Here is a 20,543-nt window from a genome sequence, read left to right as displayed (position 1 = left end):
GGAGAAATAAAAATGCGTTTCAATCCAAAACTCGCCGCATGGGCCTTCGCCACTACTGCGACAGCCTTTTCTTTGGGTGCACATGCTGCATCGGTTGAGGTAAAAGTAATTGGCACTATTATTCCGAACGCCTGCACTCCGACATTGGCGGGTGGTGGCACTATCGATTACGGCACACACAGTTCTACTGACTTGAGCACAAACGATTTTACCCTGTTGCCTGAAAAAAATGTTGCGTTCACTATTGTTTGCAATGCACCGACAAAAGTTGCGCTGAAGGCTATAGATAATCGTGCGGGCACACGAGTCCCTGGAGCAGTAAAGAAAATCAGGCCAGCCTTGAATGAAATCGGTGCCTTTGGTTTGGGCAATGCGTCCGGAAAAAATATTGGTGTTTATGCGATGACCTTAGCCGTAAATGGCTTCACTGCTGACGGCGCCCAAGTTGAATCAACCTTCAGCAAAGACTCCGGCACTACATGGCTAAACTCAAGTTCAGGAGGTATTGCAAATGATGGTTCTGTTCTCATGTCATGGTCGGCAACAACTGCTGGCGCTCCAATCGCATTCAAGACTCTGTCAGGTACCTTAAACGTGCAGGCCGCGTTGAATAAAGGTTCTGAACTGGATTTGAGCAGCGATGTGTCTCTGGACGGTTCAGCCACGCTAGAGTTAGTCTATTTGTAATACAAAATCGGCCCGTAGCGTTTATTCGCTACGGGCTTTTGCCCCACGCTATTTCTCTACTCATTCCCGGGCCTAACAATCTACTTCAGATGGCGACTTAAAATTCTAAATGTATTATCGATTGCGTAACGCCAGATATTATCATGCCCGCGACATATAACATCGGTCGCAGTACCCCCTACGTTTATTATCGTTCCGTCCTCGCTGACACCACTAAGACTCCAATCAGAAATTTGCAAAGCCATATCGCCATAGACAAACAAATGTCGCCTGGTACTGCATACAGGAAATCCGAGGCTGAAGAACCCTTCCAACTCAAGGGCAATGGCGTCTTTACCACGATGCATTTTCCCCGCCGCATCAATCATGATGCTGTCGGCGTGAAATAATCCTAATGCTGCTTTGATGTCTAGCGAGATAGATCATTTTCCATAATAGAGAAAAACTCCTCGCCGTTCTCGAACCTCCGCTTTTTTCTGAGATCATGATTTTCCTTTTACAGATTTCATGTAGTTGCCGCCAACAAAAAAACTCACAGATAATAACTTGTGAGCTTCCTCAAATTCAAGAATGAACCTACGGACATGCGTAAAGCTTCACAGGCTACTCTAGTGTCTTCATTATCTTGAACAACCCATTGTTAGAGGTTATTCCTAGCTTGCGAAAAGCTGTGGCTTTCTGCGTACTGATGGTTTTTATACTACGGTTGAACTTCTCGGCGATTTCCGTGATGGTCATGCCGTCGAGATAACAGCGGATCACCTCCTGCTCACGCGCCGACAGTAAAGCCAATTGCAGCACGTTAGTATCACTGCTGATTAATTGAGGTGAATTGTCACTTTGCTGGATGCCATCGACTACTTTATAAGAAGCTTCTGCACTTAGGTAAACAGCTCCGGAAGCAACCACCCGGATAGCCTTGGCGAGGCATGTCAGATCCTCATCCTTGCCAATGAATCCGCGCGCTCCAACCCGCAGGGCCAGCGAGACAGTGGCCGGATCGTGGTGAGTTGACAGCACCAGGATCCGGCAGGCAGGAAAGCGAACCCGCAAAGCGCGAATCAGTGAAACACCATCAAGCTCGTCGCGACCGAGAACGAAGTCCAGCAAAAGCACATCGACGGGCACTGTAGACATGCCGCGCATCAGTTCCCGGCTGTTTTTATATATCCCGACGATCTCTATACCGGGGGCGTCGCCTAGGTGACTGGCAAGACCTTGGCGAACGACAGCATGGTCGTCGAGTAATGCAACACGTATAGACTTCATGGCGTTCAGACGTCACTCGGTATGGACCAGGTAACTCAAAGACTAAAATGAGAATAGTCAATACTGGTACCTGATCGAGAATTTTTTAAGTACAAACACACAGTTCTGGAAAGTCGCACCCAGGCTTTTGTCGTGCACTATCGCGCGACGAGTCTCAGGAAATCAGCCTGCTCCAATGGAGGGGCCAGAGCCAATCCTTGTCCGGCGCTGCAACCTAGACGGTTGAGCATCTCGATGCTGGATGGGTCCTCAATACCCTCGGTCACCAGATTCAAGTTGAAGTAGCGGGCAAGGTTAACGATGCCGGAAATGATCTCGCTCGATTGTGGCGATTGCTCAGCAATTCCAGCTAACTTTCCGTCGATTTTCATCTCATCGAAGGGTATGTGCGTCAACAGAGCGAGCGTTGCGGCGCCGGCACCGAAGTCTCCGAGCGAAATCAGAAAACCCTTCGCTCGGAGTGCCATGATGGACGCTGACAACACCAGTTCGTTTCCAGGGGTGATTTGCTCAGTCAGCTCGATCTTCAATCGCCGGGCAGGCAAACCGGCCTTGTGCATCTTGATTGCCAACCGGGTAGCCAGTCCGGTGGCACACAGCGTGCGGGCCGAGGCATTTATAGCGATGGGAATGTCTATACCCAGACGATCGAGCGTACCGAGGACTTCAATCACCGCTCTCTCGACATGACTGAACAACAAGAGGCCTAACCCTAACTGTTCGACCATCGGGATCAGGATCAACGGGGGGATGTCGCCGTGGATTGGGTGTTGCCAGCGTATCAGCGCTTCGGCACCGATCACTTGACGACTGGCCAAGTTATATTGCGGCTGCAGCACCACACGTAGATTTTCACCCGACGTTATCACTGACACGACATCGTCTTCGCTGATCAACAACTCAAATCTGTCAGATTGCGACAGCTGCGGTAGCAAGTGTTCGGCAGTAGCAAGCTTTTCGAGTACTTGTAGAAGTTGAGTGGGATGATTCTCGGCAACGATCTCAACCCGTATGCCCGATGCTCTGGCGAGTCGGGCATACGAGGCCAAGGCTATACTGGAAATACCTTTGACGATATCCGTACAGCCCTGCTCGATGGCAGCGGCCGACGAAGTCGCATCATCAAGCGCACTGGCCTTTATGGTCCAGACAATATGGGGAGCTCTGCGTACCCGGCCGTAGGCGTTAAGTTCACCGACCCAACACGGTAGCATCAGACTGTCGACATGATCAGCATGAATCTCGGCCATAACGATGTCTATAGGTTGCTCACGCAGGCGCAGCCTGCTCAGCGACTCAACGTGCTCGATATGGAAAAGACCACTACCGTTCAGGCGCTCTGTCATGCGTAACACATATTGTTCATCGTGGCTTAATACGACCAGATTGACTCGGGGGGGAGGCGTTAGAGTAAGGGGCGAGTTTTTCAACTTGACGATCGCTTCATGAGTGTACTGACAGCTCATTTAAACAACGCCTGATCATTTCAGACTATAAGACTGCTCTTAAAAATAATGTGAGATGGCAACTCGTATTCTTATCTCGCTCGTGGCGCGCGAGCAGTACAGTATAATTGACGGCCGCTCATGCCAGCGGTAGGGTTTCGATCAAAAACGTGAGGTCATTCACAGCTTTCCAGGAGGCATGGCCGTGAGAAAAAATGCAGAAAAATCCGACAGGTCAGCTGTTATCTTCAATATTGACTTTTTCCAACCGAAGTACCAGGTGAAAGCACCATGAAGCGGGGAGCGGCATTTTGGCCAGCGATTTTATTGGTCTGGTTACCGTCAGTTTTCTCCCATCCTCTGGATCTCACCCCTGAAGAACGCGCCTGGATTGCTGCAAACCCGGTCGTCCATGTGGCGGTCGAGCCTAACTGGAAGCCGATACAATATGTGGAGGACGGTCAGCTCATGGGACTGGCCACCGAGTACATAGACTTCATCGAACACAGCACAGGCCTTCGATTTGAGCCTGTGCCCGACTCGGGTCTCGGTCGGAGGAGGATAGAGAAGTTTCAGCGGGGCGAAGTAGATGTTCTTCCCGGGATCATGCCGATGTTTGCGCAGCAATCGATTATCGATGCAGCCCTCTTCACCAACACCTATTATACGGGCGCAACAATAGTTGTAACACGTAAAAACAGTCAGGCGGTGTTCGATCTACATCGACTAGACGGGCATATTGTTGCCGTCAAGAAGGGCAGCTCATATGAGAGCGCAATCAGAGCACTCTACCCGGCTGTCAAAATCCTTGGGACGAAAACGTCCGAAGATTCGCTTATTGCAGTCATGGACAAGCAGGCTGATGCGGCGCTAGACGTTGCACCTGTGCTGCTGCCTTTTTTACGTAGCAAATATGATGAGGAGCTGTATGTATCCGGTGGGATAGCCCGTTTGCCAATGGAACTTTCCATGGCTGTACGACGTGATCTGCCCGTCTTACGTGACATTATAGACAAGGTGCTAGCATCTCTGACCGCGGAGCAAATCGATGCGATGGTCCAGAACGAGCTCGAGTCGGCCAACAACTATGGCAGGCCGTCGCTAGACGTACTATTGCGCTATTACGGCCTCCAAATGGCACTGGTCTTGACTGGACTATTGTTGATCGCAGGATTTGCGGTTCACGCTAGGCAGCAACGGCGACTGGCCATGCGAAGCGAGAAAGAGAAAACTATGTTTCTGGCCGTCCTCAGCCATGAGATTCGCTCGCCGATGAATGCCATCCTCGCCTCCATGGAGTTGCTGATGCAGCGTCCCGAGCTGCCTGATGAGTCTCATCGTTTGCTGGCGGTAGCTTCCAGCGGTGCGGAGAACTTACTATATCTGTTGGATGACGTTCTGGATATCTCCAAGCTCGAGGCCGGACGGCTGCAACTGGACCTGGGGCCCGTCGATATTATGGAACTGGCCCGCTCCGTTGTAGATTTGCTAGCGCTAAAGGCAAAAAACGGGATTGAACTGGAGCTAATACAAGAACACCCCATTGAACCCCATCTGATGCTGGATAGGTTTCGCGTTGAGCAGGTGTTGCATAACCTCATCTCGAATGCGATCAAGTTCACGCCTGAAGGTGGCGTGACGATCAGTATACGGTTGGATCCCAGCCCTCCCCCGCTAAACCGGCATCAATTACAAATCCGCATAGTGGATACAGGTATCGGGATAGACGCCGACTCTCTTCAACGGCTTTTTCAACCATACACCCAAGCAAACACGAATACTGCGCGCAAGTTTGGTGGCACCGGGCTTGGCTTGACCATCTGCAGGCAACTGTTGGAATTGATGGGTGGTTCTATAGATCTCGAGAGCGAGCCTGATAAAGGTACTGTCGCCAAAGTACTCCTACCCTGTGATATCTACGTTGCGCCGCCCCATCTACAAGAACAGAGCTTATCCAGGCAACAATTGGGTGTGCCAGCGACGGAGCGTGTACTCAGGGTCTTGCTGGTAGAGGATATGCCTGCGAATCAAGCTGTCCTCCACGCCCAGCTCGAAGTCTTGGGCTGCAGCCCGACACTCGCACCCGATGGGGAAAAAGCCTTGTTTGCACTTGAGCAAAACACGTTTGACATTGTGTTATTAGACTGTGATCTCCCGAGCATTTCCGGCTATGAGGTGGCCCGCCAGTGGCGAGCCATAGAGTCGTCGCTCGCCCTTGCACCTACGCCAATCATGGCGATCTCCGCATCGACCGATGATGAACACACCACCACCTGCTTCGAAGCAGGCATGGACGGCGTACTGAAAAAACCCATCAAGCTGGGCAAGTTAAGAGATGCACTTCAACTCTGGACAGATTTGTCACTGGCACATATTGATGATGAGGCCGCATTCGTTACAGATGAACGAACAGCTTTCGCGCACCTCTGGAGCGACGTGCATGCGTTACGAGCTGCAGTTGAAATGGCTGACATGGAAGACGCGACTCATTACGCGCATCGATTGTTTGGCGCCTTCGCAATATTGAAACAACCAGATATGGCATCGTTGGCGAAATCAATGGAGGCCCGCCTCAAGGTCGGGTCCTTTAGCTCTGTACAGACGGATCTTCTCACATTGGAGCAGCTACTGGGGCAGTGTGCGTCATCCACAGGATCAGACAGAATTTCACCATGAGAGGATGATCGAACTCCTTTTAATCCCATTCCGATAGTCTGCACTCTGCACGACTACGTACAGTATTTGGCATCAATATATTTCTATGGGCAGATACGATGTCATCGAATCCGATGCAGACGGAGCATTACAAAACTTTGCCTCAGGTGCTGATTGTAGGAGCAGTTGACGTTATCGGCTACAGCCCATCTTTCACCTACGAGGCGCAGTTCGTAGCGAACTTGAGTGCAGCTGCAATCGTACTGGCCACGCGACGGTTTGACGTCGTGCTGAACAGTATCTCGGCGGAGCGTGCCGAGGGGCTAGCCTTGCCGTCATTGCTGCTGGATCTTAGGCGGCAATGCATATTGTCGAATATGCCTGTTGTCATATGGTACAGCGCACAGGAGCAGGATTCCCTGGAATGGCATGTACGAGTAGCCGGACGTGCGGGTGTAAAAGTCCTGCTCTTCGACTTGGCTAGTGCAAATATCGATATGAATGTCGCCTGCGCGCTCTTGGAGAGCACTCATGTCGGGTCAGGCCAGCACAGCAAAAATCAAGCACCCAGCGCAGTTGAGCTGATGCGCGCCCTGATGGCCAATATCGACCTCAGAATAGTGCTGCAACCACAACTCAACCTGCAAACCGGCGAGATCGTAGGTGCCGAAGCGCTGGCGCGTTGGAACCATGTATCCAAAGGCAATATTGCGCCGGCAACCTTTGTGCCGTTGGCGCGCCAAGCCGGTGTGGAGCTACTGCTCTTCCACACAGTGCTGACTAGAGTGATTGCGCTGTTGAGCGATCTGCACCGTCAGGGTATTGCGGTGCCGATAGCCGTAAATGCATCAGCCTCGATATTATCCACGACTGGGATTGGTCAATCACTCGCGCGAAGGCTTCGAGAAGCAGACGTGCCCACTTCACTGCTCACGATCGAATTGACGGAAGATGTGCCAGTTCATGATTGGCTTGCCTTGTCGATGGAGTTGGGTTCTCTGCGCATGTGGGGCTTTCCGATTGCAATGGACGATTTTGGTTGTGGCTTTGCTTCGATAGACCTGTTGACTCAAATGCCATTTTCCAAACTCAAAATTGATGGCCGCTTCGTACAAGGTATGGCCGATGACTGCGGCTGTTGTGCGGCAGTCTGCGCGGCGATTTCGATAGGCCAGGCCATGGACCTGGATGTCATCGCCGAAGGGATTGAATCTTCGTCGCAGGTTGAGGCGTTGCTCAAGCACGGGTACCGCACGGGACAGGGCTTTGCCTTGTCGTTACCTCTGGAGGTGGACGAATTCATACGCGCGCTCGCCACCGGAGCCTGAGAGCTATTACGGCGACGACGTATTCGAGCAACTGCGGCTGACGCTCGAAGAGTGGCAGATCAGTGTCTCGCTACTACCCGCCGGTCGCACCCCCTTCCCTGTACACCGCAAGCCACCAGTCATCCCGGTATCGGCTCCAAAGCCCGGCAGTAATCCGCGAATCAGGCTGGGCAAGTAGGCTCACCATGGTCGAGGCCCTGGAGCAGGCGTTGGCTGTACAGGCTCGCCTTGCCATCGCGCCAGGTCAGGGTTAATACATATAGCGTGTCGAAATCATCACGCCTCCAATCCTCGGCGATCATCCCCTCCTCACCAAGGGCCTTGCCTGCTACGGCATTGATCAGTTCCGGGAGGTAACCACGAGACCAGGCGGTGTAGACCGTCGCGTTGTGATATTTCTTGCGCAGTAGCTCGTCCGCCAGTTCGTCAGTGTCGTTTGCCCCAAAGTCGATATTCACCGACAGGCCAAGGCGGATGGCGCTGGGGCCGATAGTCATCAGCGGGCGAATATAGCTATAGCGTTGGTCCTGACGCCCCTCCTTAACATATCGCAAGGGGTTGGCAGCGAACACGTAGTCGGCTTTGCCAAAACGCTCAGGCAGCATTATAGCGAGGTCCAGGGCGCGATTGAGCCCTTGGCAGTTCAACTGCCCCAAGCCCTCGCTGGGTTTTTCGGCGTGGCGCACGAATACCAGAGTCTGGGTGCCGTCCGTCGGTTTGACCTGACGTTCACTCCCCACTAGGGATGGCTGCACGGTTATGGCGGCAAGTCCCAGGATCGGCACCACGTGACGAAGGGACAGAAAGACAGATTTAAGGCGGGGAGGTAATTTATCCAACTTGAATATCGCTTGATGTTTAATAAGACAACATACTTAAGCAAAGACCATCATAGGGTTCTATAGGACTACACCTAAATTATTCAGCTTGCTGCTTTGAACCGATGGCGACGAATAAACAAACATATCAGCGCGCACTCTGCTCAGGTGGAGCGAGCACTGCCATGTCGGCCGGAACGCACAGGAATCAACGGCTCATCAAAACCGGTATAAGGTGTTCCGATAGGAACTGTCCCGCCCTCCTCATCCATAAGTCGACTATTACGCATCGGATGCCAGAGAGTAGGTTTTAATGCTGCCTTCAAGTGTCAACTGTGGCTGTAACTGTCATCGCCGCCCGGAGTCAGCACAGGGATACTCCTGATCAGGAGCGACAATTGTAAACCTGTGAGTCAATTTTGCGCAGGGCTGTTTATTCCATGCATCACTGTGGCGAGGGAGCTTGCTCCCTCGCCAAAGATTATCGCTGGACAACTTCCCTGGGTTAGAAGCGGAAGGTAAAGCCCGCGTTGATCCCGTTGTTGTTACCGCGGTTGGACAGCAAACCGCTATAGCTCAACGACACCAGCGTGTCCTGGGTCAGGGCCATTTCCGCACTGGCCTTGATCACCGCACCATCACGGGCCACCGGCACGCTGTTGACGGCAAAGGCGGTGTCACTGCCGGCAAACTTCAGCGAAGCTTCACGATCGGTATTACCGAACTGATGTTCCCAACCCAGCTCACCGCGCAACGTCACGGCCGAGGTCGAGCTGACCGGCAATTGGGTATGCGCGCGCAGGCCCAACGTCGAGAGCGTGGCATCCTGGCTTTGCTTACTGGCATGCAGGGCTGCGGCGCCGCCTTTTTCCTTGAACAAATCGCTCTGATGGTTCAGGTAGGTCAGGTTGGCGAAGGGTTCGAACAGGCTCCATTGGGTGTAACCGATTTCGCCGAACACCTGGTCAGTGCGAGCACTGTAGTCGGCCTTGTCGTAGTCCGACTGGTTGGCGTACGTCACACGCCGCGAGCTGTCGATACGGTGCCAGGTAGTGGTGGCGCCCAAGCGCAGGGCGACGGCGTCGAAGCGTTTACCGCCGTAGACCGACAGGTGATAGTTGTCGCTGTCAGCCGATGCCGAGGCGTCGCCATTGAGGTGACTCTGGGTGTAGCCGGTCGCTGCGCCCAAACGCCAGCCGTCGCCGACCTCGGTGTCAAGGCCCAGCAGCACACCGCTGGTGGACGAGGAGTAGCCACTGGCGTTGTTGTCACCGCTGACGTTATTGCGACCGCCCAGCAGTTGCACCCAGCCGCCGTTGTCGCTGGCCTGGATCTGCGCGCTGGAATCCAGTGCCTGAGCCTGTTGCAGGCGGCCGTTGACGGCTTCGCGAATGTAACGACTGTCGGCCATTTGCGCCGCCGCCACATCCGAGTGCAGTTGCCCCGAGAGTTGCTTGAACGCTTCCCGCGCCTGGGCCGCCGAATCTGATGCCAGCAGGCTTTCATACACCGGGCTGCCGGCGCCCAATGTCTCGGCCACCGTCGCCACTGCACGTTCGTTGCGCGTTTGCGCAACGCTGGCGAAGGTCGTCTGGTTGCGTGCTACCGCCAGGGTCAGTTGGTTAGGTTGGTAATTGAGCTGGGTACCGATGAACAGGTAGTTGGGCGAAATCGCCGCAAACTGGCCATTGATGCCTTGGCTGGCACTGAGGATGTTGAACTGCTGGCCCAGCAAGCTACGTGCCTCGGTGGCGGTCAACAGGTTGGGACTGTTTTCCAGGGAAACCGTCACCACACCATCGTTGAAGGTGGCGACACCGCTGCTCTGGATCTGGTCGCTGCGGCCATTGGGCCCCACTTCCACGGCGTACACCGAGCCCGGGTTGAACGTCACATCGCCGGTATGCAGCGTGCCGATCGAATGACCTGGCGCCACACGGCCGCCGGTATTGACGGTCAAGGCCCCGACCGTGCCGTTGCCAGCCAGTGTGCCACCCAGGGTGGTTGTCACGCCGTTGTCCGCGTTCACGGTGCCTAAGGCGCTGCCATCCACGGTCACGGCAGAGGTCAGCGAGCCATTGACCGACAGCTTGCCGCCGCGTACCCAGGTGCTGCCCGAATAGGTGTTCTGGCCTTCCAGCACCAGTTCACCGTCCCCCGACTTGGCCAGGCTACCGACATAGGTCGTGCCGGTGAGCAGGTCCTTGGCACGCGCCAGCATAGCCAACTCCCGCGCGTTGCCGATTTCATATTGGAACTGATCGTCAGCCGAGGCATTGGCCGGCAGGCCGTTGAGCCAGCCTTTTTGCTGTTTGGTGGCCGCCCAGGTTGCCTGCTCGGCAGCGTCTTCTAGCCGACGGGCGCGGATCGCTTCATCGGAAATCGGGTTAGCCCAGATGTCACGAGTACCGGTGGGTAAGGCCACCGCCACCGAATCGAGGAACTGCCCCGGCCCCTGCATGGCTTTTTGCAGGTTGGGCAAGCCCCAGCCACTGACCACTCCCGGTACCTGCGGCGTACCCCGCGCAGCGTCGTGCACCGGTTGCAGTTTGCCGTAGGTGCGGCCGCCGTACAGGGTACCCACGGGCGTGTCCAGACCGTCCGGCGCTTGCAGGCTGGAGGTGGTCAGCAACACATCGCGGGCCTGACTGGCGGTCATGTAAGGGAAGCGCTGAATCACCAGCGCCAACGCCCCGGAGACACTCGGCGCGGCGGCCGAGGTGCCGTTGGCATTTGGGATAATTTCGCCTTCCGGCCCCGTGGATGGAATCCCCGAAACGCCCATCACACACCACCACTTCGACGTGCCGCAACGGTTGTAGACCTGAGCGCTGGTCTCGTCGTAACCGGTGATCGAAAGGAATTTGGTTTCGATATCGGGTTTGAAAAACGGCAGGTTGGCGTTGGTATCCGGGTTGGCCCCGTGGCTGTCGTTACCCGCAGAAATGATCTGAATGAACGTGTTTTGCCGTGCTGCGTCGGCCATCGCGTCCATCCAGGTTTTTTGCCCGGCGTGGGCCTTGTCCCAAAACGGGCGATAAGCGGCGGTCATGTCGCGCAAGTTGTCCGCCGCGCTGTCGCCGACATTGCCGAAGTGGTTCTCTACATCGTTGCGCGAGTTTTGCCCCCAACTCTGGTTGACGATCGACACATTCTTTGCGGCCAGGGCGTTGTAGCTGGCCATGAAGGCGTTGTAGTCGAGGTCATTGGAGCCTTGGTACCGATCGTTGTCGCTGCCACCTGTGTTGGCGACAAAGATATTCGCATCGAAGGCAATGCCGTGCATACCGGTGCCATTGCGGCTGGCCCCAAGCACGCCGGACATTTCCGTACCGTGGCCATCGTTGAACGCCGGGTCATATTCTCCTGAGATATTGAAATGTTCACCCTGCTGGAACTCGCCGCTGGGCACTTCAAGACGGTAGCGCGGATGGGTGGCGTAGTACTCGCCGGTAGAAGTCACCGTCTGCACCCGGTCCTGGCCCTGGGCATTCTTGCCCTGGAACTCAAAATGCTCGGCGAGGACCCCCGAGTCGAGCACGCCGACATTCACGCCCTTACCGGTGATGCCCAAGGCATAAGCATAGTATGCATTGGTGCGGTCCAGGCCAGAGTTAACCTGGGCTTCCGGAGTCTTCCAGGTTTGTGCGTTGGCGCTCCAGTCACGTGTAGCACCCGCCCAGGATTGACCTGCATTCAGTTGCCCGTTGAGGTTGCTGCTGACGCCCGGTTCTACATAGACATAGGGCTTGGCGGCGGGCAGATTGGAGATGATTGCCTTGGAAAAATCGAGAATATCGGTGGTGTAACGGCCGTTGTTGCTGAACAACCGGCTGCGGTATTTGTCCAGAGGCGAGTCGTAGTCCAACGGCCGCTTGGTATCACCAAGCATGGCGCTGATGGTCAGGTTTTCTGGTTGCAGTTCGTAGTTCTGCTTGAGGGCCGAGTCAAACTTGCCGGACTGGGCGGCAAAATCCTTGGCCGCTAAATCGACGATCTCCGCGTCTTTAAACCGCAGCCCCTTATATACGTCGGTTTTGGGGCCAAACGAGGCAACTGCTTTCCTGAACGCAGCTTCAAGCACCTGAGACGTATAGGGATTATTGGCTGCTGGCGCTTCTTGCGCAAAAGCCACGCCTGCCTGGCTCATCGACAAGGTAACAGCCCAAGTGATGGGTGTGAGCCTCCATTGTCGTGCTGTGAGTAGATGTTTTTTTATACGACTTGAATCATGATCTGAAATACTCATTCTGCTCCCCTCGAACATGTAATTAGTTCTAAATGCGTGTCATCGGCTTTTTATTTTTATAGGCAGAAAGCAACTTGATCATTTCGGGCCTCGAGCTCCGTATTGACATATTTATCACTGGTCAGCACTGCGACTTTTTTGTGCGGGCAACCAAGAAACGGGGCGCCACTTGGTAACTTCAATAGCGCTTTTGTCGCTGCAACAGGGTTTGGCTTGAAATAAAATTCTGTAGTTATAATTCCCTAATCAAAGTGGGTGCAGCAGGCCTTCTCAAGACAATACCGTGATACAAGTCGTTAAATATTTAGGAGTAGTCTGAAAAATGAAAAGCGAACGGATATTAGGGAGGGCACCTCAGCCGAAACCTTCTTCTTATTTGCAGTAAGGGGTGCCCTTCGAGGATCAGATTTAGGTCAACCTTGAACAGCTGCACTTTAGCCTTGCTGCCCACAGGACGGCAAAATACCGGGACTTCCAGCCAAAAGTTTTCACGCACGTAGTCCCTTCATAGGCGGTGCGATACTCACGACGTTTCCTAATGAAGCGCATGTAACTTTGATGCACATCTATATGGCACTGTCTGAAAAATTGGTTCAGCTAACCACGAACCAATCACCTACTCCCTCAAAGTCCTCCGTCAATCACTCCGTACGCTCACTGCCACAAACCCGCCACCCAGCAAGCGAACCAATTGCAATTGGCATCACGCTTGCACTCATCCCCCCATCGTAGATCGCTGACTCCCTCACCCCGGTATCCGTTTTTTGGCTAGCTGCTAAGTAGCATCCAAGATCCCGGCGTCACCAAAAACCGATGTGGCTCCGGAAAATGGTTGCCAGCAAGGGACACCTTGCCCCCCCCCGAATCACGATTCCAGTACGACAAGAAATGCCAACACGTGCGGATACGGGAAATTGATCGCGGCGTTACCGATGATGTAGTGCTCGCGTGTAACCCGAGGCAGCGCGAGGTCGACCAATGGTTGAGCCAGCCCGGGGACGAGGCTAACGCGGGTCTCGGAAAACTCGGTCTATGAACATCAATCGATGAACAGTTGCGTTCATTTCGGGAACACTGAGCCAGTAATCTCGGCCTCATGAGCTGCCTATGAACATCTGACATCACCCACAAAAATCAGGTGCTATGTCATTGATGTTCATAAGCCGCCCTCAACACCACCGAAGCCCCCCTCGCTGATTTCAATGCCCAACCCGCCGCCCCTTTGACCACTGTCATTGTCGAGTCCGATGCATCCCGCCGATACTCAGCCCCGTCATTCAGCGACGCGCCAGCGCCTACACTCGATGGCAACCGGCCAGGACCCGCATTCTGGATCATTGCCGCCGATCATCATGGATACTTGAGAAGGACACTCAAATGGTACGTGCCGTCACTGTTCTCACCGAGAATTTCTCCGACTGGGAACCCGCACTCATCAACTCCACGGGGCGAGCCTACTATGGCTTCGACACTCGTTTCGCAGCCCCCGGTGGCAAGCAAGTGACCTCATCCGGAGGAATGACCATCATCCCGAACCTGGCCATCGAAGCCATCGAGCTGGACGATGTCGACTTGCTGATCGTGACGGGAGGCCCTGTGTGGAAAACAGACAAGGCACCGGCAATCGAGGCGCTGGTTCGTGCGGCCCACGCCAGGAAAATCGTCGTTGCGGGAATCTGTGACGGCACCCGCGTCCTGGCCCAGGCCGGAGTGCTGGATCACGTGCAGCATACGTCCAACTCTGCTGAGAACCTGAAGCAGGTGCATTACCGCGGAGCGGACTATTACCAGGATGTGCCCTATGCCGTTGCCGACCAGGGGGTGGTTACCGCCCCTGGTAGCGCGCCTGTCAGCTTCATGGCGCAAATTCTCAGTACCTTGGGTTTGAACGACAAGAAGCTCGATGCCTACCTGGCCATGCATGCGGCTGAACACATCCACTGCTGAGCCCCCGCTTTCCTCTATTTCTCCCCTCCCCTGACGCCGCGGCCTATTACTTGGCCGTGGCGCACCTCCGGCTTTGCTGATGGCAGGTCCGCATGTTTTCCACGGCTGAACCGCAGCCTGGGGCAGTCCGATAATTTTTTAAAAAATCGGAAAAAACTTACTTGCGCTTACGACATTACCTACTAAGGTTTTCCCCTATGGCGAGCAGGGTCATCCCCTAGCCAAATCAGGGATTACCTGATGCCGTATCAAAGGATGCTTTATTTAGATCGCCCAAAAGGCGACATTTTTCCTACCCAAGCTAAGGAATGGCTTAATGTTTTTGTTTGCCGATATTGTTGTCCGGAACCTGCCAGCCCCCCTTGAAACCCCCGCCCTCAGCACCTCGGCCCATGAGCGAAATGCTGCGAGCAATGATTCCTACCCCCTCGGAACCCTGCCCGACATTCCGTCAGGTTCCCTCCTTTGCGTGCGCCTTAGAAACTGATCGGCCCGCTCGAAGCAAGTAAAAAGCCGACGCATTTTTACGACATGACCGACTAAGGCCGTCGTACAAAAAACGCTGCGCGCCTTATGGCTTTCCCGCTGGACGGGAGAGCTGCGGGTGCCCGGAAATGCGTTCTCCAATGGATCGAAATCGCCGCCGGATGATGCCTGCGCGCCGAGGATCGGACATGTCAAAAACAACAGCTCAAGGCCCGGCCACGGAATCGATCGAACGGCTGGGCATGATGCAGGTACTTGCCGACGCCAGGCTCAGCGTCGAGGCCAGGGCCATGGTCGCCCAGGGCTTCTACACCGGGGTCGTCCAGGAAGTTTCCACGGTCATACCGCTCAAGGACGGGGTCGACCCGGATCTCGGACTCTTGCGCCAGCTGGTGAACGCTGGATGGGGCGAGGAGCTGGGCCAATATCTTGAAGTGCTCGATGTTCGCGGCAGCAGCGCTGCCGAGGCGTTGCGCAAGGCCCAGTTGGCTGTCAGAACCGGCACTGCGCTATTTGCCGCTGGCAGCCTGGCCACTGGCACTGGATGGCACTGTCTCCTCTCGATCCATCATGGGTTGGCCGACGAACATAGCCTCGAGGTTCTGGCGCGGCGGCTGCAAGCAGCGCAATCCGCTGACGTCGGTTCAGCCCTGGCGCACATGCGTCGAGGGCGTGAGTGCTATGACGATTATGTCCAGGCGCAAGCCCTGCACGGGCACGCTGAGGACGGGCTGCGCACAGTTGTTGCGCAACCGATGACGCCAGTGCGCCTGCGGCAAACCGGGCGCCTGGCCTTCAATGCCCAAGGGCCGCGAGTGAGTCTGCAACGCAGCCTGGACATCGCCACGATCAATGTCGGCAAGCCGCCCTTGGCGACGCTCCTGGCCTGCCTGCGGCGGGCCGATGTCATCGCCGAGGGCGACACCCTGTGTTCCTCGCATGACTGGCGCCCGGCTCACCAGCAGGATGCCATCGGCATGATGACGGGCCTTGTCCCGCTCTCCTTCGCAGTCCCTGGAGAACAGCTGCTGCCCGGGCAAACCAGCCTTGAGGCACGTGCTCGCCACTGTCCCGCAGCGCGCCAGACGCTGGCCTGCTGCCGGGCGTCCGAGCTGTTCATCAACGGCGCGGGCAGGCGCGGCATCCCGGCCTCGCAGGTGATGAGCGCGACGTTTCCGGTGGGAATCGAAATACGCCGCACAGGCGCTTCGCAACTGCTCCTGGAGATCGAGGGGCCGTTTTGCGACGCCAGTGCCGCCACCCACCTGCTCAATGAACTCGCTGATGTACTTATGGATAGGAGTGAATGGAATGACTGAAAACATCCAGTTCGATGAACACGTCCTCGCCGACGAAGTGGCTCGCGTCTCTGCCACGTTTGCCGAGGTACTCAAGCTGCCGCATGTCGACCCTGCAGACAATTTCTTCAACCTCGGCGGCGACTCCTTCGACGCTATTCGGGTGATGTCGCGCTTGTCCTGCAACCTGCCCATCGTGACGCTTTTCGAGCACCCGACGGCCGTTGACCTAGCCCGGCGCATCCTCTGCGAAGCCACTCGACAAGCCGTGCGCCTGGTCTGTTTTGGCGATGCGCAAGCCGCCGCGGGTTCGACCGCGGTGGTTGCAGTGCCTTTCGGCGGCGGCGATGCCACGGCCTACCGCAGCCTGTTTCAAGGCACGCAGGATGTGCAGGTTTTCGGCGTGGATTTCGGTGACTTCAAGGTCGAGGACGCCTTGGACTTCCATGCCCTGCTCGACACCCTTGCCACCGAGATCGAAGAGATCGGCGCCGCCCGCCTGGTGATCTACGGCCACTGCGCCGGCGCGGCCACCGCGGCGTGCATTGCCTCGAGCATGGCCGACAGGCACGAGAGCCTGTCACTGGTGGTTGCAGCCTCGCGCCCGGTGCTGGATGCCGATGCCGCAATTGGCGCCGCCGAAACCACGGCGGACCAGACCTGGACCGACTACCTGCGCTCCCTGGGTGCCTTCACCGGACTGCTCGACAGCCAGGTCGAGAGCATGCTGGCCCGTGGTCGCAGAGACCATCTGATCGCCTGCGAGGCTTATCGCTACCTGGCGCAGCACCCGGCGCACGGCGTACCGGCATTGCTCCTGCTCGGCGATGAAGATCCGGCTACCGCCGAGCCCGAAACGGTACTGGAGCAATGGCGCACGTTCATCGACGTTACCCAGGCCGCAACCCTGGCCGGTGGCGGGCATTACTTCGTGCGTACCCATGCGCACGAGGTCGAGGAAACCGTGCTGGCGTTCGCAGCACACAACACCAAAGGAAGGGATAGCAAGTCATGACAGTCAATCATCAACCACTTCTCACCCAGGCCGATCTGCTCAAGCGCGGCTTGGCCGATCTTCAGGCACACGACGCCGAACTGGCGCAGATCCTGGACGCCGAGGTCGCTCGCCAGCAACGCACCCTCTCGCTGGTCGCCTCTTGCTGCGCGGTCAAGCCCCGCACCCTGGCGGCTTCGTCTTCCGCGCTGGTCAATGTCACCGCCGAAGGCGTTCCCGGACGCCGCTATCACGCCGGCTGCGAAAACGTGGACCTGGTCGAGTCCCTGGCGATCCACCGTGCCCGGGAGCTGTTCGGTGCGCAATATGCCGGTGTCCAGTCGCACTCGGCCTCCAGCGCCAACTACCAGGTGCTCGCCGCCCTGCTCGAACCTGGCGACACGCTACTGGGCATGGCCCTGGATAACGGTGGCCACCTGACCCATGGCAGCCCCGTGACGTTCTCGGGCACCTACTACAAGGCCATCGGCTATGGCACCACCAAGGAAGGCCTGATCGACTACGACGAAGTCCTCAGGCTGGCCCTCAAGCATCGGCCGCGACTGATCATCTGCGGCGCCACGGCCTACTCCAGGGTCGTGGACTTCGAGCGCTTCCGGCAGATCGCCGATGAAGCCGGCGCCATCCTGATGGCCGACATCTCGCATATCGCCGGCCTGGTGGCGACCGGGCGCCATCCGAGCCCGATCGACGCCGCGCACGTCACCACCACCTGCACCCACAAACAGCTCGCAGGCCCCCGTGGCGGCCTGATTCTCTCGGGCCGTGACGCCAATGAAAAAGTCCCCGGCCGCGATGCGACCTTCGCCCGGGTGCTCGAACTGGCGGTGTTCCCGAGGATGCAAGGCGCGCCGGCCGTCAACATGATGGCCGCCAAGGCCGCGGCGCTGGGTTACGCCATGACCCCCGAATTCGATGCCGAGATGCAACGCATCCGCGACGCGGCCGATGTGATGGCCAGCGAATTCCAGGCCCGGGACTATGAGGTGGTGGGCGGTCGCAGCGAAAACCACACCATTCTGATTCGCTTGCGCGCAGCGATGACCGGCGCTATCGCCGAGACCGCGCTGGAGCACTGCGGCATCATCGTCAACAAGAACCGGGTGCCCGGCGAAACACGTTCGTCCTTCGTCACCAGTGGCCTGCGCATCGGTACCGGCGCCCTCGCCCAGCGTCATGTCGACCCGCAGGGATGCCGGCAGATCGTCGACCTGCTCTGCCGGATCCTGGACCAGGTGACTCCGCTCGGCGAGAGCGAGTTCACCCTGGACCCGGCGCTGCGCAAGCAATTCTGCGCGGAGGCCGAGGCGCTGTGCGTGAAGTATCCGATCGCTGACTACCTGGCAGGCTGAAGCAGTCTCCGGCACCGCTGGAGGCATGGCACGACGGTCCGGCGATCGTCGTGCCCGGCCAATACGCAAACGCTAAGAAGAGAGAAGCACCATGACGGACAAGATCAAATACGTCGCCATCAACGGCTCGGAACGCTTGGATGGCAACAATGCCAGGGCGTTGGAGTGGGCGGCCGAGTACCTGGAAAAGCAGGATGTGATTCTCGAGGTCTTTTCACTGGCCAGCGCCAGGATCGATCCCTGCGGGGCCTGCGGTGATTGCAATTTTCGCGACGAGCCCTGCGCGCAGAAGGATGACGCCGCGCGCGCCGTGCAACTCATGGAAGCCAGCGATGGCGTGATCTTCGCCTGCGCTGTCCATGGCTTTGGCGCCACGCCCTTGATGTCGGCATTCCTGGAGCGGGTCGGGACCGGGTTCCTGCGCCACGATCGCACCCTCACCAACAAGGTTGCCGGGGTCATGGTCACTGGCCGGCGCATGGGCCATGTGGAGGTCTACAACCAGATGCTCCAGTGCGCCTTGCTCAACCGCATGATCATGGTCGGCTACGGCTTCCCGGCCATGCTCGTGGGTGACAAGAAAGGCGAAGTACTGGGCGACAAGGAAGGCATGGAGATGCTGCGCCGGATGCTCGATCGCATGGTTTCCATGACCCGCCTGATGCGCGACTACGAACGAGTCACCGGGCAGGCGGCACTGCCGGTCTCGGTACCTGGCGAACGCCATCGCGAGGGCAAGGACGGCACGTTCTTCGTCCCGGCCAAGTCCGACATGTACCAGCTCGAGGCCGCTCGCGGCTGCAACTTCGATGTCGTCGGCGACTGAACTGCGCAGCCCAACAGCTATCGAGAACCTTATGAGCATTAGAACTGCCTGCAATGGCCTCACCGACACCCACCTGCGGGAATGGATAGTGTCGGAACACTTCGAGCGCCTGGCGGATGCCACGGTGGCACAGATTGCACAGGCCTATGTCGGGGTCTATTCGGCCCGGCCTACCAGTTGGCTGGCGGTCATGGCGCGCAATCGCAACCTCGATCGCCAGACCGTACTGGCCATGGAAAACGCCAGCGACCTGCTGCGGATCCCGGGCATGCGGCGCTCCAAGTTCCTGCTTCCCGGCGAGCTGGCAGCCAAGGTCTTCGCCGCCACCCGCCTGCCGCTGGCCAACCACGAATGGCGCTTACGGGACGTAGGGCTTGGCCTGGACGATTACCGGCGACTGCTGCCGACGTTGGTCGCCTTCAGCAGTGGCGTCTCGGTGCGCCTGCAGGACATCGGCAGCGCCCTCGACCTGCCGGCGCCCCAGGCGCGTGCATTGACCTCGGTTGCCGCCTATGACGGCGCCTTGGTCCGTATACCGGCGGCCAACCAATGGTCCAACCGCTGGCTGTACTCCGCTGCACCCGAAGGGCTGCTACCCGGTGACGGCGTGCCACTGGACCGCGACCTGCTACTGCGCGATATCGCCGGGCGCTACGTCGAACACTACGGACCGGTCACGGTCGACGACCTGGCCTGGTGGCTCGGGGTTTCCAAGGAAACCGCGCGCACGCTGCTTCAAGCCTGCGCAGCCCGCCAGGTCGGAAACCAGATGTGGCACAGCCCGGCCGGGCTGGCGCGCCTTGAGCGGTTCCTCGACCGCACCAAGGCCCCCGCAACGGCGCAGATCCGTTTCCTGCCGGCCTGGGATCCCCTGGTCATGGGCTATGCGCCCGGTTCGAGACAGCGCGACTGCCTTGAGCTGGAACGGGTCGGCGGCTACGACGCGGCCGGTAACGGGCGGCCGGTGGTGCTCATCGGCGGCCGGGCTGTCGCCACCTGGAATACGGCGGCCAAGGGCAGCAAACGCTTCATCGCAGTCGATGCCTCGACACTCGCCGACCAGGAGCGTGAAGCCGTGCTTCAGGCTGCCTCGGTACTGGCGGAGCAGATCGGGGCCATTCACCAGATCGAGAACAAAACCACAGCGTGACAACAGGGAAGGCATGAA

The 20,543-nt window shown here is 57.3% G+C and carries 13 protein-coding genes; 9 read left to right on the top strand and 4 right to left on the bottom strand.

The window, feature by feature from the left end:
• Positions 1 to 12: 12 nt before the first annotated feature.
• Positions 13 to 687: a DUF1120 domain-containing protein gene (locus tag J4E58_RS18555; RefSeq protein ID WP_087090962.1), complete on the top strand. Its 675-nt coding sequence runs from the start codon at positions 13 to 15 to the stop codon at positions 685 to 687.
• A gap of 603 nt (positions 688 to 1,290) precedes the next feature.
• On the opposite strand, the gene J4E58_RS18550 is transcribed toward J4E58_RS18555, so the two are convergent.
• Together J4E58_RS18550 and J4E58_RS18545 are read right to left on the bottom strand one after the other, a co-directional pair.
• A complete protein-coding gene (locus tag J4E58_RS18550; protein WP_037034627.1) occupies positions 1,291 to 1,956 on the bottom strand; it encodes a response regulator transcription factor in 666 nt (221 codons plus the stop codon).
• 137 nt (positions 1,957 to 2,093) lie between these two features.
• Positions 2,094 to 3,422, bottom strand: coding sequence for an EAL domain-containing protein (locus J4E58_RS18545; RefSeq protein WP_087090961.1), 1,329 nt, complete (start codon positions 3,420 to 3,422; stop codon positions 2,094 to 2,096).
• Between the two features lie 270 nt (positions 3,423 to 3,692).
• On the opposite strand from J4E58_RS18545, the gene J4E58_RS18540 reads away from it, so the two are divergent.
• A complete protein-coding gene (locus tag J4E58_RS18540; RefSeq protein WP_087090960.1) occupies positions 3,693 to 6,077 on the top strand; it encodes an ATP-binding protein in 2,385 nt (794 codons plus the stop codon).
• 98 nt (positions 6,078 to 6,175) lie between these two features.
• The gene (locus tag J4E58_RS18535) at positions 6,176 to 7,384 is read left to right on the top strand and encodes an EAL domain-containing protein (protein WP_087090959.1); all 1,209 of its coding nucleotides are present in this window, start codon (positions 6,176 to 6,178) and stop codon (positions 7,382 to 7,384) included.
• A 161-nt stretch (positions 7,385 to 7,545) separates the two neighbouring features.
• Here the strand turns inward: J4E58_RS18535 and J4E58_RS18530 are convergent, their stop codons facing one another.
• Together J4E58_RS18530 and J4E58_RS18525 are read right to left on the bottom strand one after the other, a co-directional pair.
• The gene (locus tag J4E58_RS18530) at positions 7,546 to 8,160 is read right to left on the bottom strand and encodes a histidine phosphatase family protein (protein ID WP_370686824.1); all 615 of its coding nucleotides are present in this window, start codon (positions 8,158 to 8,160) and stop codon (positions 7,546 to 7,548) included.
• Between the two features lie 547 nt (positions 8,161 to 8,707).
• Positions 8,708 to 12,352, bottom strand: coding sequence for an autotransporter domain-containing protein (locus J4E58_RS18525; RefSeq protein ID WP_256583168.1), 3,645 nt, complete (start codon positions 12,350 to 12,352; stop codon positions 8,708 to 8,710).
• 1,476 nt (positions 12,353 to 13,828) lie between these two features.
• Between J4E58_RS18525 and J4E58_RS18520 the strand changes: the two genes are divergently transcribed.
• From J4E58_RS18520 to J4E58_RS18495, 6 genes are all read left to right on the top strand, one after another.
• Positions 13,829 to 14,398 (top strand): type 1 glutamine amidotransferase family protein, encoded by a 570-nt coding sequence (locus tag J4E58_RS18520; RefSeq protein WP_087090958.1) that lies wholly within the window; start codon positions 13,829 to 13,831, stop codon positions 14,396 to 14,398.
• Positions 14,399 to 15,072: 674 nt separating this feature from the next.
• Positions 15,073 to 16,203, top strand: coding sequence for a hypothetical protein (locus J4E58_RS18515; protein ID WP_087090957.1), 1,131 nt, complete (start codon positions 15,073 to 15,075; stop codon positions 16,201 to 16,203).
• Positions 16,196 to 17,197, top strand: coding sequence for an alpha/beta fold hydrolase (locus tag J4E58_RS18510; protein WP_087090956.1), 1,002 nt, complete (start codon positions 16,196 to 16,198; stop codon positions 17,195 to 17,197). The genes J4E58_RS18515 and J4E58_RS18510 overlap by 8 nt, the downstream gene beginning before the upstream one ends.
• On the top strand, positions 17,194 to 18,549 hold the full coding sequence (gene glyA, locus J4E58_RS18505) for a serine hydroxymethyltransferase (RefSeq protein WP_007925572.1): 1,356 nt from the start codon (positions 17,194 to 17,196) through the stop codon (positions 18,547 to 18,549). Before J4E58_RS18510 ends, glyA begins: the two co-directional genes overlap by 4 nt.
• A gap of 91 nt (positions 18,550 to 18,640) precedes the next feature.
• Entirely contained in the window at positions 18,641 to 19,375 is a 735-nt protein-coding gene (locus J4E58_RS18500) for a flavodoxin family protein (RefSeq protein WP_087090955.1), read from the top strand.
• Positions 19,376 to 19,406: 31 nt separating this feature from the next.
• On the top strand, positions 19,407 to 20,525 hold the full coding sequence (locus J4E58_RS18495) for a DNA glycosylase AlkZ-like family protein (protein WP_087090954.1): 1,119 nt from the start codon (positions 19,407 to 19,409) through the stop codon (positions 20,523 to 20,525).
• Positions 20,526 to 20,543: the final 18 nt, after the last annotated feature.

The sequence above is a fragment of the Pseudomonas sp. FW305-25 genome (assembly GCF_017351415.1).
Classification (GTDB): Bacteria; Pseudomonadota; Gammaproteobacteria; order Pseudomonadales; family Pseudomonadaceae; genus Aquipseudomonas; species Aquipseudomonas chlororaphis.
The sequence above is the reverse complement of the archived record's forward strand: the minus strand, read 5'-3'. Positions and strand labels throughout refer to the sequence as shown.

Bases quoted from the DNA above. Each gene is read 5' to 3' on its own strand.
- J4E58_RS18555 (WP_087090962.1), top strand. From the start codon at position 13: ATGCGTTTCAATCCAAAACTCGCCGCATGGGCCTTCGCCACTACTGCG.
- J4E58_RS18550 (WP_037034627.1), bottom strand. From the start codon at position 1,956: ATGAAGTCTATACGTGTTGCATTACTCGACGACCATGCTGTCGTTCGC.
- J4E58_RS18545 (WP_087090961.1), bottom strand. From the start codon at position 3,422: ATGAGCTGTCAGTACACTCATGAAGCGATCGTCAAGTTGAAAAACTCG.
- J4E58_RS18540 (WP_087090960.1), top strand. From the start codon at position 3,693: ATGAAGCGGGGAGCGGCATTTTGGCCAGCGATTTTATTGGTCTGGTTA.
- J4E58_RS18535 (WP_087090959.1), top strand. From the start codon at position 6,176: ATGTCATCGAATCCGATGCAGACGGAGCATTACAAAACTTTGCCTCAG.
- J4E58_RS18525 (WP_256583168.1), bottom strand. From the start codon at position 12,352: ATGAGCCAGGCAGGCGTGGCTTTTGCGCAAGAAGCGCCAGCAGCCAAT.
- J4E58_RS18520 (WP_087090958.1), top strand. From the start codon at position 13,829: ATGGTACGTGCCGTCACTGTTCTCACCGAGAATTTCTCCGACTGGGAA.
- J4E58_RS18515 (WP_087090957.1), top strand. From the start codon at position 15,073: ATGTCAAAAACAACAGCTCAAGGCCCGGCCACGGAATCGATCGAACGG.
- J4E58_RS18510 (WP_087090956.1), top strand. From the start codon at position 16,196: ATGACTGAAAACATCCAGTTCGATGAACACGTCCTCGCCGACGAAGTG.
- glyA (WP_007925572.1), top strand. From the start codon at position 17,194: ATGACAGTCAATCATCAACCACTTCTCACCCAGGCCGATCTGCTCAAG.
- J4E58_RS18500 (WP_087090955.1), top strand. From the start codon at position 18,641: ATGACGGACAAGATCAAATACGTCGCCATCAACGGCTCGGAACGCTTG.
- J4E58_RS18495 (WP_087090954.1), top strand. From the start codon at position 19,407: ATGAGCATTAGAACTGCCTGCAATGGCCTCACCGACACCCACCTGCGG.